Source organism: Curtobacterium sp. USHLN213 (assembly GCF_037144815.1).
Classification (GTDB): domain Bacteria; phylum Actinomycetota; class Actinomycetes; order Actinomycetales; family Microbacteriaceae; genus Curtobacterium.
Genome location: NZ_JBBCYQ010000009.1, coordinates 180,670 through 194,270, shown reverse-complemented (window position 1 = coordinate 194,270; position 13,601 = coordinate 180,670). Strand labels below are relative to the sequence as shown.

The window sequence follows — 13,601 nt, the reverse complement described above, 5'->3', positions numbered from 1 at the left end:
GCCCGCCGCCGCGCCCGCCGCCGCGCCCGCCGCCGCGCCCGCCGCCGCGCCCGCCGCCGCGCCCGCCGCCGCGCCCGCCGCCGCGCCCGCCCAGCCGGTCGCCGTCGACGCCTCCGTCGTCGGCACGGACGAGTCCTCCGGCGCCGTCCTCGTCGGCTACGGCTCCGCGACCTCGTCGCCGTCCCGCCGGAAGCCGGGCGCCCGCCGGGCCGCAGCGCTCGCGGCCGAGGCGAGCCGCGCCTCCAGTGCCGACGCCGCTGCAGCGGCCGAAGCCGCCACCGACCCCGGTGAGGAGACCACCGCCGAGGCGATCTCCGCCCTCGGGTCCGGCTCCGCGCGCAAGCACGGCGTGGCGACGAACGTCCTCGCGAAGCCCCCGATCCGGAAGCTCGCGAAGGACCTCGGTGTCGAGCTGAGCGAGATCGTCGCGACCGGCCTCGCGGGCGAGGTCACCCGCGACGACGTCATCCGGCACGCGAAGCAGGCCAGCGTCTTCCGCAACATCGAGACCCCCGAGTGGGGCGACGTCCGCAGCGAGACGATCCCGGTCAAGGGCGTCCGCAAGGCCATCGCGACCGCGATGACCACGTCGGCGTTCACCGCACCGCACGTCTCGCTGTTCGTCGACGTGGACGCCACCCGCACGATGGAGTTCGTCAAGCGGCTGAAATCCTCGCCGACGTTCGCGGGCGTGAAGGTGTCGCCGCTGCTCCTCGTGGCGAAGGCCGTGATCTGGGCGGTCCGCCGCAACCGTTCGGTGAACTCCACCTGGACCGACCGCGAGATCATCGTCCACCACTTCGTGAACCTCGGCATCGCCGCGGCCACCCCGCGCGGCCTCATCGTGCCGAACATCAAGGACGCGCAGGACATGTCCCTGCTCGAGCTCGCCCAGGCCCTCGAGCAGCTCACCCTGACCGCCCGCGACGGCAAGACCACCCCGGCGCAGATGGCGAACGGCACGGTGTCGATCACGAACATCGGCGTGTTCGGCATGGACACCGGCACCCCGATCCTCAACCCGGGCGAGGTCGCGATCGTGGCGATGGGCACGATCAAGCCGAAGCCGTGGGTCGTCGACGGCGAGGTCCGGTCGCGCATGGTGACGACGATCGGCGCCTCGTTCGACCACCGCGTCGTCGACGGCGACGTGGCGTCCCGCTTCGTGCACGACGTGGCCTCGGTGCTCGAGGAGCCGGCGCTGCTGCTCGACTAGCCGTCACCGCGGTTGCGGACTCCCGCATTCGTCGCGTGGTGTTCACACGGATGTCGGTGGGCGGCGGGATGATCGAGACATGGTCCACCAGCTCCTGATGCCCTCGCAGGAGATCCGAACGGATCGCCTCCTGCTCACCCCGCTGTCGCCGGCAGACATCGACGACGTGCACGCGGTCTTCTCCGACGCCCGGACGTGGACCCACCTCCCCGCGGGACGGCACGCGGTGCGGGCCTCGACGGTCGACCTCGTCCAGCGTAAGATCGGCGGTCGGGCACGACACGGGCTCGGCTCGTGGGCGGTCCGCGCCGCGGCCGACCACGCGTTCGTCGGTGTCGGCGGCGTGGACATGACCGCGGCCGGGGTGTGGAACCTCGGCTACCGGTTGGCACCGGCGGCGTGGGGCAACGGCTACGCGACGGAGATCGCGCTCGCGGCGGTGGCTGCCGCGGCGGACGTCGCTCCCGACGTCGCGGTCACCGGGCGGGTGCTGACGAACAACCCCGCCTCGGCGGCCGTGCTCGACCGCGCGGGGCTGCAGCTGGTGTGGCAGGGCTCGACGTCGTCGACGCTGCCGGACGGTGTCGAGCGGCAGGTCTGGGCCGACCGGGCGCTCTCGCGGACGCAGCGGGCCTGGCTCGTCGCGAACGCCTGACCCGCACCGGTCCCGTCACCGGTCGGGGTCGAACAGCGAGAGCGTCGTCGTCGCTCGTGCCTCCACCTCGGCCGCATGCGTCGCGATGACCACCGCGGCGCCCGATGCCGCGAACTCGTCGAGCAGGTCGAGCACCATCGACGCGTTCGTCCCGTCGAGCGCACTCGTCGGTTCGTCGGCCAGGATCACGTCCGGCTGCTTGACCAGCAGGCGTGCAAGGGCCACGCGCTGCTGTTCGCCGCCGCTGAGTTCGTGCGCACGATCCGTCGCCCGCCCAGCGAGTCCGACCCGTTCCAACGCCGCTGCTGTCCGGACCGGTGTGCCACGGTGCTCGCGGGCCGGCACCCGTGCGATGTCGATGTTGGCCTGGACGGTCATGTCGGGTACCAGCCCGAAGTCCTGGAAGAGGTACCCCAGATGTCGTCGGCGGACGAGCCGTGCGCTCCGACCACCACCGCCGACCGTGACGCCGTCGATCCGGATCGATCCGGCGTCGAACGTGTCGATGTGGCCGATGCAGTCGAGGAGCGTCGACTTGCCGGAGCCGCTCGGTCCCACCAGGGCCACGATCTCACCACGATCGACGTCGAACGTCAGATCCTGCCAGAGCACGCGTCGCCCGCGGCGCTTGCTGGCACTGCGTACTTCGATCATCAGGATCCGTTCCCTCGTGTTCGTGCAACGGTCTTCGCTGTCGTCGCGATCGCCGTGGCGCTGACCGTGCCGACCAGCACGAGCATCCCGGCCGCGAAGGCGACGGCGACCCCCGCGGTCTGCGCGACCGGGTCGAGTGCGGAGCGGACACCGGCCCCGTCCGGGCGGAGATCCCACCAGGTGTTGATCGCGGCCACGGTGGCGACAGTGACGAGCACGACCTCGATCACCAGGAGGCTGGCGTTCGCTCGCAAGAAGGACGTTCCTGCCGCGATCCTCGCGAAGTACGCGCGGCCGTACCGCCGTCGGTGTGCGACCGCACCGAGTCCGGCGAGCACCGCGCTGACGGTGACGGCGCTCACCACGCCGGCGACCCCGATCCCGACCGTGCGCGCTGCCTGCCGAGCTGCTTCCGCGGCCACCTGGCCCACGTCGACGACAGCACTGAACTCGCGGCCGACGTCGGATGTCCGGATCGCGCGCTCCGCAGCCGAGCGCGACCCGAACACGACATCCCCGCTCGACAACCACGAGCCGAGTTGGTCTGCGGAGAAGGCTGCAGCGGGGTCCGGTACGACGACCAGGACCGCGTCGTCGAGCCACGTGCGCGACGTGGAATCGCCGGGGTAGGAGTACACCTCTTGTGCTGCGAGCCGGCCGACGGTGACGTTCGAGCGTACGGCAGCGGGAGCATCGCGGAGTTCCCACTCGGAGAGCGCCTGGACGAGTCTGCTGGCATCCACGGTGCTGCGCGGTGGCAGCCAGACGGAGACGCCCAGGTCATCAGCGGTGAGACGCGTGCCGTCCTCCGCGCGCACGTCCTGTCGGTCCAGGTAGCCAGCGTCGACGAACAGCGCGGGTGCCGTCTCGCTGCCCCGCCCGGTGGACACCTCGACCGGCGCCGCGAGCAGTGCGTCCCCGCGGTCGAGCGCCCGTCCTGCGAACGCCCCGATCCGGTCCCAGTAGGGCTGCGTGTCCACCGGGCGTGGGTCCGGAGTGACCCAGAGTTGCACCGTCTCTCCTGCTGCTCGGAGGTCGCGTTCGGCGCTGCCCGATCGGACGACCGCGACGGCGCCGACGAGGTCGAATGATGCAGCGACCAGGACGAGGAGCGCCGGGAGCCGTGCGGCATGCACGACGACCAGGAGCGCCCCGGCGGGCCGGGCACCCCGGAGCGCATCGACCATCGGCACCCGACAGGCTCCGATCGTGCCGAGCGCGTGGGCGACCGCGACCGGAGCGAGGAGTGCTCCGCAGAGGATGACGAACGCCGTACCGAACGTCGTCACGTCCGCCAGCCCGTTGTGCATCCCGAGCCAGATCGCCGCGCAGGGGGCCGCGATCACGATGGCGAGCACGGACGTTCGGGCTTCCGCGAGCTCTGAGCGCACGATCGACGCCGTGCTGCGACCGTGCAACCTCCGGACTGCGCTCCGACGGGGAGACCCGCTGGTCCCCATCACGCACAGCGTCGAGCACCCGAGCGTCAGGGTGACGATGAGTCCGGCTGTCCGATCGACACCGTCGACGACCCCGACCCGCTGGAGCAGGGGGACCCGTTCGGACGTCACCGCGTAGCCGACCTCGGTGAGCGCTTGCATGGTCGCTCGTCGAGCTCGGTCGTCGCCGAAGACGTCGTAGGTCCCGGTCGGGTCGAACTGGTCGAGGTCCTGCATCGGCCGCACGTGCGTGGTCATCGACCTCGAGAAGTCCGCGTAGCCGTCCTGGAGCCACCGTTCACCGCGACTCGCCGGAGCATCGGTGACGAGCGCCACGCGTCGTGTGGTGGGTGCCGCCCGGTCTGCCACGACGCGGACGATGGTCGCGTCCGCAACGCGTGCCACGCGGTCGAGTGCCGCAGCGACACGCTGGTTCGAGCCGGTCTCGGGACCGGCGGTGGCCGTGACCGTCGACGACGCGCCGATGAGTCCTGCTTCGCTGACCTGCGTCACCCCGATGAACGCCAGGACCAGAGCGAGGACCGGCGGGACGACGTAGGCGAGCGTCACCGATCGGATCGTCATGCCGCACCTCCCGGGAACGGAACGATCAGCAGTTGTGGTAGTACGCCTTGTTCCCGCTGCTCGCCTTCGGCGTCTTCGCCATCGCGTACTTGCCGCCCGGGACGTTCGACACTCGTTTGGACTTCTTCCCGACAGCCGTCGCGCCGTGGCACCGCTTCTCGCGGAAGTAGTTCGACCACGTGTCGTCCTTGCCGACACCCCACTGCCAGAAGCTCCCGCCCCCGCCGTCGTTCCGGGTGCCGACACCCGTGGTCGCTCCGGTCGAACCATCTCCGGAGTCGGCGATGCTCACCCCGCCGGCCACGGGCCCCGATCCCATGACCTCGAACGGCGTGGCCGACGCCGTCGAGGCGGTCCCGGTGACCAGGCCGATCGACAGCCCGAGGCCGACGAGGATCGTCATCTTCGTGTTCTGCATCATTCCCCTTGTCTCTGCCCCTCCATGGAGCAGGCCACATCGTGACAGCGACCGAACGGCAATGTCAAACACCCAACATTTCAATATTCACGACGACGATTGTCCGAGCCGTCGTCCCCGGTCGCGAGTGCAGCCGCACCCACGCAGAGCAGCAGGAGCACGGCGGCGACCGGCGCCACGGCGACCGGCCCCACCGTCAGCAACAGCACCGCCACGAGGGCGACCACCGCCAGCACGACGGGCCTCACCCGAGGTCCCCGAACAGGGTGTCGGCCTCGTGCGGCAGCTCCGTGCGCAGCGACCACTGCACGGTGTTCCAGTCGTGCCCGCTCCCCGGCGCCAACGCGACCACGGTGTCCGCGCCGGCCGCCCGGGCCGCACTGCCGAGTGCCCGAGCGTTCCGACTGAACTGGTGGTCGGCGGACCCGGCCGTGAGCCAGAGCGCGTGCCCGCCGAGGCCGTTCGCCCGCATCTGCGCGATCGGGGCGGCGGCTTTCCACCGGGCCACCGACCCACCGAACGCCTGGTCGGCGCTGTGCCGCGGGTTCTGGTCGATCGGCTGCAGTTCGCTGGAGATCGCCAGCGCGGCGCCGAACGACCCCGGGTGGGCGGTGACGAACTGCATCGCGCAGGTCGCCCCCTGCGAGAACCCGACGAGGCCCCAGGCGTGCCGGTCCGGCGTCGCCGGGAGGTGCGCTGCGATCCAGGCGGGCACGTCCTCGGTGACGTAGGTCGCGGACTTCCCGAGCGTCGAGTCGACGCACATCGGGTTCCGACCGGGAGCCGACAGCTGGTCGACGGACATGACGATCGGTGCCGATCCGTGGTGCGCGGCCGCGTAGGCGTCGAGCACGGTCCCCATCTGCCCGGCGGTGAACATGTCGCTCGGCGCCCCGGGCTGCCCGGCGAACGCGAGGACGACCGGCAGGCGTGCCGGGTCCCGGACGAGCGCGGCCGGCGGCAGGTAGACGACGGCGGGGCGGGCCGGGAAGCCGGAGCGGGTCCCGGGGATGTCCACCGTCCGGACCTCGCCGTGCGCCGGGAGCGCCGCTGCCGGAGCCGCGTGCAGGTCGAGCGCCGGGTACGGGTCGCTCTGCACCACGGTGCCGAGGGTCGGGTACTTGGCGAACTCGACGTTCACCCCGAGTGCGGGCACGAGCAGCGCCGCCGGGACGAGCACGGCGGCGAGCACCCGGCGTCCGCGACCGCCCTGCACGATGCCGGTGACCGCCAGGGCGAGTGCGGCGGTGGCGATCGCGACCCACATCCGCGTGACCGGACTCAGGGCGACGCCGAACAGGTTCAGGACGTCGCTCAGGACCCAGCAGACGAGGAGCACGGCGACGGCGGCCCCGACGGCGACCACCGCGCGCAGCCGGACGGCACGCCAGGCGGACCCGGACCGGGTGCGCCGGAGACCGGGAATCAGCACCGCGACGGCGAGCACCGCGAACGCGATGTCCACCGGGACGAGCTTCGACGGCGCCTGCAGCTGGGTGGCGAGCAGCCACTCGGTCGGACTCACGAGCGCGCCGCACCCGCGGCACGGGCCTCGGCCACCGCTCGGGCGTCCGCCGCCGCACGGTGCGCCTGCCGGAGCGCCCACAGGTGCTTCGGGCGCAGGCCCGGCACGTACGCCGACGCCAGGGCCCGGGCGACCCGCGGCACGTGCAACGGCGTCGGGACGACCAACCACAGGGACTCGTGCCGCGCGCCGAACTTCTCCTTGAAGCGCTGCAGCGACCGGAACCCGTACACCGGCTCGAGCACGCGGGCGAGGAGCACCGACCCACGGACGACCAGCGACCGGGCCCCGGCGTGGGCGGCCAGCGGCGTGCCGGAGAGGCTGATCGTGGTGAGGCCGGCCTCGCGGGCACGGAGCGCCGTCCGGGCGATGAGGAACTCCATCACCCCGGGCATCCCGTCGTCACCGCGGCGCATGACGTCGAGCGTGTAGCCGGTCAGCGCTCCCCGCTCGTGGACGGGCAGCCAGCTCGTGACCGCGGTGACGTGCCCGTCGGCGTCGACGGCGAGCATGAGCCGGACGTCCGGGTCGTCGAGCTCGCGGAACCCACCGAGCGTGAAGCCCATCTCCGGCAGACGCCGATCGGCGGCCCACCGCGTGCAGATCGCCTCGACCTCGGCACGACGGCCGGCGTCGAGCGCGTCGAGGGTGGTCCACTCGTCGCGGAGGCCCTCGCGGTCGGCCCGGTTCGACGCGGTCCGGAGGTCCTGCCGCTTCTTGCCGCGCAGGTCGAACGTCGTCACGTCGAGCACGCACTCGACGCCCACCGGCAGCGCGGTCCACCCCTCGGCACCGAGGATCGCGCGGACGGGTTCGTGGACGCTCGTGAATGCGGGCACCCAGCCGTTGCGCTCGCAGAACGTGGTGAAGCCGGCGAGGACATCGGCGCGGTCGGCGGTGGCGCACGCCGGGTCCGAGACGGCGAGGGCGACCTCGCCGCGCACCCGGTAGGCCACGGCGCCGCGTCCGTCCGGGTGGGTCCAGGTCGCGTTCCCGCGCCAGGTGCCCATGTGCCCGAGGGTCCCGGCGTCGCCGTCGCGGAGCATCTCGACGAGGTCGTCACGGCGGGCACCGGCGGCCCGGAACCGCGCCCGGACGAGCCGTGGTCGGAGGAGGAGCACGGCGAGCAGCACGGCGGCTGGGACGATCCACGCGCCGAGTAGGGTGACCTGCCACTCGATCGCGTCGAGTCCGAGCCCCTGCCACTGCACCGCGTCGTCCTTGACCGGCTCGATGAGGAAGACGTCGGCGAGCACGACCGTGAGCGTCAGGAGCACGCCGATCGCCAGCGCGATGCCCGTCCGGCGACCGCGGTGCACGAGCCAGGCGGCCAGGAGCAGCAGCACGCCGACGACGACCACGGAACGGTCCGGCATCGCGTCGGCGAACGGCGAGAGCACGCCGTCCGGGTCCGGCACGATCGGGGTCACCAGGGTGCCGGCACCGAGCGCGATGAGGGCGCTCACCACGACCGTCCGTGCGGTGACGCGGGTGGTGCGGCTCTGGGGCCTGGAGGCGCGGCGCACGATCCACGCGCCGGCTGCGGTCCCGAGCAGGGTCGCCAGTGCGCGGGCCAGGTCCGACCCGTGGCCCGCGAAGAGCACGAGGGTCAGCACCACGGTCCAGAGCGCGGCGCGCGTCCGCCAGCGGCGCTGCGCGGGCATCGCCGCCGACGCGGCCCCGAGCAACGCGGCGGCGACGACGGAGGGGGCGAAGAGCGGCTGTCCGACGGCGAACTCGGCGTGTGCCTCGCCCAGCGCCGAACCGATCGTGACGGTGAGGAGGGTCGCGAGGACCCCGAGCAGCGGCGCGCCGACCCCGATCACGAGGGTCCGGATCAATCCGAGGGAGCGCTCGGCGAGGACGGTCGTCAGGACCACCGCCACGAGGGCGAGACACGCGACGGGCGGGTGGTGCGGGAAGTCCGGCTCGGAGTGCGCCATCCGTGCGGTCACGACGAGCGCGACCGCGACCACCGCCACGGCGACGGAGACGGGGGATCGACGGAGTCGTCCGAGGAGCGCTGCTGGTGCCACGGTCCCATCCCAGCCGATCGCCCCCGCCGGGGCATCGCTCCACGGCGTGAACCGCGATGGCCGATCGGCCAGGCCGGGCTGGCTCCGAGGATGACCGTCAGACCGCCCGGGCAGCCGGCACGTGCTCCACCGGCAGCCGCAGGTGCAGTGCGAACCCGTCGTCCGGCTGCGGGCCCGACTCCATGCTGCCGCCGAGGAGCGACGCCCGCTCCCCGAGTCCGATCAGGCCGAGCCCGGACCCCGGCAGTTCGAGGCGTTCGGAACGCGCCGGGCCGTTCACGACGTCGACGAGGACGTGCTCGCCGTGGATCCGGCCACTCACCCGGACGGTCGCGTCGGGGGCGTGCTTGCGGACGTTCGTCAGCCCCTCCTGCACGAACCGGTAGACCGCGCGCTGGAGCGGCTGGGCGAGGGTGTCCGGCAGGTCGACGGTCGTGCTCGTCTCGAGCCCGCTCTCCGCGATGAGCCGGGGGAGGTCGGTGAGCACCGGCTGGGGCGCGATCTCGCGGTCGGTGCCGCCGGAGGCGCGGAGCACCTGCACCATCTCGCGGAGCTCCTGCAGGGTGACCACGCACAGCTGCCGGATCGTCCGGGCGAACCCGCGCTCGGCCTCGTCGCGGCCGGCCATCTGCATCGCACCGGCCTGCACCGCGATGAGGGTCACCTGGTGCGAGACGACGTCGTGCATCTCCCGCGCGAGCAGCGCCCGCTCGCGGGACAGGGCGACGGCCGCGGCCTGCCGGCGTTCGTCCTCGCGGGCCCGGCGGGACTCGACGAGCTGGTCGGTCAGCCGCGCACGGGTCTGCACGAGCAGCCCGACGGCGAGCGGTCCGAGCGCGAAGATGAGCGCGTAGACGACGGAGACGACGATCTCGTCGAGGGTCTGCGGCGGTCCGACGAACCCGCTGAAGCCGACGAACTGCACCAGCGCGGCGAGGAGCATCAGCCACCGGCGGCTCGTGCGCTCCCCGAGGGTGAACAGCGCCACGCTTGCCGCCACCACCGCGGAACCGACGAACAACCCGGGCACCGTCAGGGCGAACGCGAGCACGGGGAAGCGACGACGGAGCAACAGGGCGGCGGCCGCGAGCAGCGACAACCACGTCTCGAGGGCGGTCGCACCGGAGATGTCGAGCACGGCGTCCGCGACGGCGGCGGCGATGAACAGGGCGTCGACCAGCCACCACGGTGCACGGTGGGTGCGCGCCCACCGCAGGCCGACGTCGACGAGGCGGTCGAGCCTCCCGTCGGTCGCCGCGAGCACCCGCCGGGCGCGCCCCGACCGCTGCGTGTCAGCCATCCAGCAGTCCTGCCTCGGCCGCGCGCAGCGCGAGCTGGACGCGCGTCGGGACGCCGAACGCGGCGAGCAGCGACCGGATGTCCTCCTTGACGGTCCCGGTGCTCACGCCGAGCCGTCGGCCGATGTCCGGGTTGCTGACGCCGTCCGCGACGAGCCGGAGCACCGCGTGCTCCCGATCGCTGACGGACGGCGCGGGAGCCGCCGGACGTGCCGCGAACAGCCGGGTCCGGTCGACGCCCGGTGCCAGCACGACCCCGCCGCGGGCGAGGACCCGGACGTACTCGGCCAGGCCCTCGGGGTCGGTGTCCTTGAGCAGGAAGCCGGCGGCGCCGAGCTCCATCGCCCGGCCGACGTACTCGTCGGTGTCGAAGGTCGTGAGCATCGCGACCGCCGGGGGTTCGGGGAAGGCCTGCAGCTCGCGGAGGACCTCGAGGCCGTTCACCCGCGGCATCCGCACGTCGAGGAGCACGACGTCGGGCGCGTGCGACCGGATGACCTGCACGGCGTCCACGTCCCCGGTGGTGGCGACGACGTCGATGTCCGGCGCGGCGCCGAGGATCAGCTCGAAGCCGTAGCGGACGAGCGTCTCGTCGTCGACGATCACCACGGTTGTCACGCGCGTCATCTTGTCATGCACGTTGGCGTTCCGAGGGGGACTCGCTACTGTGTCAGGCACTGGTCATGTCCGCGCATGACCACCCGCACGACCAGCGATGGAGCACGAGGACCGCATGACGAGCCGGATCACCGAGGGTGCCGAACCGAAGCACCAGCAGCTGCGGCGCATCCTCCTCGAGCTCGCCACGGTCCGGCTCGCACCCGGGGCGGCGATCCCGTCGGAACGCCAGCTCATCGCCGAGTACGGGGTGTCCCGGATCACCGTGCGCGAGGCCCTCGGCCAGCTCGTGAACGAGGGCTACCTCGAACGCGTGCGCGGCAAGGGCACCTTCGTGGCGCACCGCCCCGTGCAGTCGACGCTGCACCTGGCGTCCTTCACCGAGGAGATGCGGGCGATGGGGCACGTGCCGACGACCGTCGTGCTCGTGCGCGAGGAGCGGGTCCCGCCGTCCGACACCGCCGCGGCCCTGCGACTCGACCTCGACGTCGCGGCCTTCCACGTGAAGCGCCTGCGCATGGCCGACGGGGCGCCGGTGTCGATCGACGACGCCTGGCTCGTCGCGGACGCGTTCCCCGGGCTGCTCGAACACGACCTGTCCGGGTCGGTCTACTCGATCATCGCGACCGAGTACGGCACACCGATCGACCGCGCGCAGCAGACCGTCGCGGCGAACCCGGCGGCGGACGACGTGGCGACGCTGCTCGGCACGAAGACCGGGGCGCCGCTGCTGGAGTTCGACCGGGTGTCCTACGCGGGGGAGCGCCCCGTCGAACACACGCGGAGCTGGTACCGCTCGGACCGCTACCGGGTCCAGATGGAGGTCACGGCGCACGCGGTCGCGTAGCCGCTCGCCGAGACTCGGCCCGGCGGACACATTCGCGACCGATCGGGCCGGAAAGTGTCCGCGGAGCCGAGTCTCGCGGCAGGGTGTCGCGTGCTACGCCTCGAACAGGGTGTCGCCGTCGCGCACCGTGGTGCCGACCGCGTCCTGCGCGATGGAGTCCGGCGCGGAGCCGAGCACGACGACCGGGCAGATCGGCGAGTAGCCGGCGGCCGAGATCACCGAGGGGGTGAACCGGACGACCGGGTCGCCCGCGACGACCGTGTCACCCTCGGCCGCGATGAGCTCGAAGCCCTCGCCCGAGAGCTTCACGGTGTCGATGCCCACGTGCACGAGCACGTCGGTGCCCGCGGCACCCTGCAACGCGAACGCGTGCGGGTGCAGCTTCACGATCGTGCCGTCGACCGGCGCCACCGCCGTGACGGCACCCTCGACCCCGGTCGGGTCCACCGCGACGCCGGCGCCGACGAGCTGCCCGGCGAAGACCGGGTCCGGCACGTCGGCGAGCGAGACGACCGGGCCCTGGAACGGGGTCCGGACGGCGGTCACAGCTCGTCCTGGATGTCCTGCGCGAGGTTGTCGGCGATCGGGCCGACGATGACCTGCCAGCCCGTGCCGCCCCCGACGACGGCCTGTGCGCCAGCGGCCTTGAGTGCGTCCTTGTCGACGAGGTCCCCGTCCTCGACCTCGACGCGCAGGCGCGTGATGCAGCCCTCGACCTCGTCGATGTTCTCGGCGCCACCCAGCGCGGCGATGATGTCAGCGGCCTTGATGTCAGCCATCGTTTCCTCCTCGTTACGAAAACGCGTGCCGGGTTGACAGGCGTGTGGTCGCGGTTCAGACTACGGAACTGGTCATGACCGGACAGGACCGGACCTGGCGACACCGCCGAGGTTACCTGCGCTGACTGTACGACTCAACTCACCCCGACAGCTCCACCCAACGACGAGAGGACCTCCGATGAGCACCACCACTGCCACGGATGTGCCGGAGAAGAAGACCCCGAAGAAGCAGTCGCGCGTCTTCGCCAACGCCCAGCGCCTCGGCCGGAGCCTGCTCCTGCCGATCGCGGTCATGCCGGCAGCGGGCATCCTGCTCCGCCTCGGCCAGGCCGACATGCTCGGAGCGATCCCCGGCTTCGAGAAGGGCGCGACGATCATCGCCGCCGCCGGCAACGGCGTCTTCACCTGGCTGCCGCTGCTCTTCGCCGTCGGCATCGCGATCGGCTGGGCGAAGAAGTCGGACGGCACCACGGCGCTCGCCGCGGTCGTCGGCTACATGGTCATGTACCAGGTGTTCGCGGCCATGTCCCCGATCGTGCTCGACGGGGTGAAGGACGCGAACGGCAACCAGGCCACGATCAACTTCGGTGTCCTCGGCGGCATCGTGATGGGGCTCGTGTCGGCGTTCCTCTGGGAGAAGTTCCACCGGACGAAGATGCCCGACTTCCTCGGCTTCTTCTCCGGGCGCCGCCTCGTGCCGATCCTCACCGCGGTCGCCGGTCTCCTCATCGCCGTCGTGATGTCGTTCTTCTACCGGTACTTCGACATCGCCCTGACCGCTGCCGGCCAGGCCGTGGCGGACAACGCCGTCATCGGTGGTGGCATCTTCGGGTTCGTCAACCGCATGCTCATCCCGATCGGCCTGCACCAGCTGCTGAACTTCTTCCCGTGGTTCCAGCTCGGCAGCTTCACCACCGGCGGCACGACGTACCACGGCGACATCGCCCGGTTCCTCGCCGGCGACCCGACCGCCGGCATCTTCCAGACCGGCTTCTTCCCGATCATGATGTTCGCCCTGCCCGCCGGTGCCCTGGCGATCTGGCGCAACGCCAAGCCGCAGAACCGCAAGCTCGTCGGCGGCATCATGCTCTCGGCCGCGCTCACCTCGTTCGTGACCGGGATCACCGAGCCCCTCGAGTACTCGTTCATGTTCGTCGCGTTCCCGCTCTACATCATCCACGCGGTGCTCACGGGTACCTCGCTGGCGCTGGTGAACGCGCTCGGGATCCACGACGGTTTCTCCTTCTCGGCCGGCGCGATCGACTTCGTGCTGAACTTCGGCAAGGCGGACGGAGCCATCTGGCTCATCCCGATCGGCCTCGGCTACGCGGTGATCTACTACTTCCTGTTCAGTTTCGTGATCAAGAAGTGGAACCTCCGCACGCCCGGGCGTGAGGACGACACGATCGCGGAGAACACGATCGAGGCGGCCACGAAGCCGTAGCCGTCACCATGGGGCGGAGGGGCGGCGGGGGGGCGGCGGGCACCGCGCCTCCCGTCCGTCATCCGGCTGATACTGGTTTTGACAACC

At 72.0% G+C, this 13,601-nt stretch carries 14 protein-coding genes; 4 read left to right on the top strand and 10 right to left on the bottom strand.

The window, feature by feature from the left end:
* Together WFH25_RS13740 and WFH25_RS13735 are read left to right on the top strand one after the other, a co-directional pair.
* Positions 1 to 1,216: dihydrolipoamide acetyltransferase family protein (locus WFH25_RS13740; RefSeq protein ID WP_336698128.1), on the top strand; the 1,216-nt coding region annotated here is incomplete at its 5' end.
* Positions 1,217 to 1,295: 79 nt separating this feature from the next.
* Positions 1,296 to 1,871, top strand: a complete 576-nt coding sequence (locus tag WFH25_RS13735) for a GNAT family N-acetyltransferase (protein ID WP_071295533.1) — start codon at positions 1,296 to 1,298, stop codon at positions 1,869 to 1,871.
* A gap of 15 nt (positions 1,872 to 1,886) precedes the next feature.
* Here WFH25_RS13735 and WFH25_RS13730 read toward each other — a convergent pair whose 3' ends face one another.
* The 8 genes from WFH25_RS13730 to WFH25_RS13695 all read right to left on the bottom strand — a co-directional run bounded on the left by WFH25_RS13730 (position 1,887) and on the right by WFH25_RS13695 (position 10,444).
* Positions 1,887 to 2,525, bottom strand: coding sequence for an ABC transporter ATP-binding protein (locus WFH25_RS13730; RefSeq protein ID WP_336698127.1), 639 nt, complete (start codon positions 2,523 to 2,525; stop codon positions 1,887 to 1,889).
* Positions 2,525 to 4,549: a hypothetical protein gene (locus WFH25_RS13725; RefSeq protein ID WP_336698126.1), complete on the bottom strand. Its 2,025-nt coding sequence runs from the start codon at positions 4,547 to 4,549 to the stop codon at positions 2,525 to 2,527. The genes WFH25_RS13730 and WFH25_RS13725 overlap by 1 nt, the downstream gene beginning before the upstream one ends.
* A 25-nt stretch (positions 4,550 to 4,574) precedes the next feature.
* Positions 4,575 to 4,970, bottom strand: coding sequence for a lactococcin 972 family bacteriocin (locus WFH25_RS13720; RefSeq protein ID WP_336698124.1), 396 nt, complete (start codon positions 4,968 to 4,970; stop codon positions 4,575 to 4,577).
* A 77-nt stretch (positions 4,971 to 5,047) separates the two neighbouring features.
* Positions 5,048 to 5,215, bottom strand: coding sequence for a hypothetical protein (locus WFH25_RS13715; protein ID WP_336698123.1), 168 nt, complete (start codon positions 5,213 to 5,215; stop codon positions 5,048 to 5,050).
* Positions 5,212 to 6,492 (bottom strand): alpha/beta hydrolase, encoded by a 1,281-nt coding sequence (locus WFH25_RS13710; RefSeq protein ID WP_336698122.1) that lies wholly within the window; start codon positions 6,490 to 6,492, stop codon positions 5,212 to 5,214. Before WFH25_RS13710 ends, WFH25_RS13715 begins: the two co-directional genes overlap by 4 nt.
* Positions 6,489 to 8,528 carry a bifunctional lysylphosphatidylglycerol flippase/synthetase MprF gene (locus WFH25_RS13705; RefSeq protein WP_336698121.1) on the bottom strand — a complete coding sequence of 680 codons (2,040 nt, stop codon included), beginning with the start codon at positions 8,526 to 8,528 and terminating at the stop codon, positions 6,489 to 6,491. The genes WFH25_RS13710 and WFH25_RS13705 overlap by 4 nt, the downstream gene beginning before the upstream one ends.
* 97 nt (positions 8,529 to 8,625) lie before the next feature.
* Complete coding sequence (locus tag WFH25_RS13700) at positions 8,626 to 9,828, bottom strand: sensor histidine kinase (RefSeq protein WP_336698120.1); 1,203 nt, start codon at positions 9,826 to 9,828, stop codon at positions 8,626 to 8,628.
* Positions 9,821 to 10,444 carry a response regulator transcription factor gene (locus tag WFH25_RS13695; RefSeq protein ID WP_217647220.1) on the bottom strand — a complete coding sequence of 208 codons (624 nt, stop codon included), beginning with the start codon at positions 10,442 to 10,444 and terminating at the stop codon, positions 9,821 to 9,823. The genes WFH25_RS13700 and WFH25_RS13695 overlap by 8 nt, the downstream gene beginning before the upstream one ends.
* Positions 10,445 to 10,559: 115 nt before the next feature.
* Here WFH25_RS13695 and WFH25_RS13690 point away from each other — a divergent pair, with 115 nt between their 5' ends.
* Positions 10,560 to 11,291: a GntR family transcriptional regulator gene (locus WFH25_RS13690; RefSeq protein WP_336698118.1), complete on the top strand. Its 732-nt coding sequence runs from the start codon at positions 10,560 to 10,562 to the stop codon at positions 11,289 to 11,291.
* A 93-nt stretch (positions 11,292 to 11,384) separates the two neighbouring features.
* On the opposite strand, the gene WFH25_RS13685 is transcribed toward WFH25_RS13690, so the two are convergent.
* Positions 11,385 to 11,837, bottom strand: a complete 453-nt coding sequence (locus WFH25_RS13685; protein ID WP_070417149.1) for a PTS sugar transporter subunit IIA — start codon at positions 11,835 to 11,837, stop codon at positions 11,385 to 11,387.
* Positions 11,834 to 12,070, bottom strand: a complete 237-nt coding sequence (locus WFH25_RS13680; protein ID WP_022907163.1) for a PTS transporter subunit EIIB — start codon at positions 12,068 to 12,070, stop codon at positions 11,834 to 11,836. The genes WFH25_RS13685 and WFH25_RS13680 overlap by 4 nt, the downstream gene beginning before the upstream one ends.
* Positions 12,071 to 12,248: 178 nt before the next feature.
* Here WFH25_RS13680 and WFH25_RS13675 point away from each other — a divergent pair, with 178 nt between their 5' ends.
* Positions 12,249 to 13,514 carry a PTS transporter subunit EIIC gene (locus tag WFH25_RS13675; RefSeq protein WP_070417148.1) on the top strand — a complete coding sequence of 422 codons (1,266 nt, stop codon included), beginning with the start codon at positions 12,249 to 12,251 and terminating at the stop codon, positions 13,512 to 13,514.
* The last annotated feature ends 87 nt before the right edge of the window (positions 13,515 to 13,601 follow it).

Coding starts and splice junctions, on each gene's coding strand:
- WFH25_RS13700 (WP_336698120.1), bottom strand. CDS start 9,828: ATGGCTGACACGCAGCGGTCGGGGCGCGCCCGGCGGGTGCTCGCGGCG.
- WFH25_RS13730 (WP_336698127.1), bottom strand. CDS start 2,525: ATGATCGAAGTACGCAGTGCCAGCAAGCGCCGCGGGCGACGCGTGCTC.
- WFH25_RS13680 (WP_022907163.1), bottom strand. CDS start 12,070: ATGGCTGACATCAAGGCCGCTGACATCATCGCCGCGCTGGGTGGCGCC.
- WFH25_RS13720 (WP_336698124.1), bottom strand. CDS start 4,970: ATGATGCAGAACACGAAGATGACGATCCTCGTCGGCCTCGGGCTGTCG.
- WFH25_RS13690 (WP_336698118.1), top strand. CDS start 10,560: ATGACGAGCCGGATCACCGAGGGTGCCGAACCGAAGCACCAGCAGCTG.
- WFH25_RS13675 (WP_070417148.1), top strand. CDS start 12,249: ATGAGCACCACCACTGCCACGGATGTGCCGGAGAAGAAGACCCCGAAG.
- WFH25_RS13735 (WP_071295533.1), top strand. CDS start 1,296: ATGGTCCACCAGCTCCTGATGCCCTCGCAGGAGATCCGAACGGATCGC.
- WFH25_RS13725 (WP_336698126.1), bottom strand. CDS start 4,549: ATGACGATCCGATCGGTGACGCTCGCCTACGTCGTCCCGCCGGTCCTC.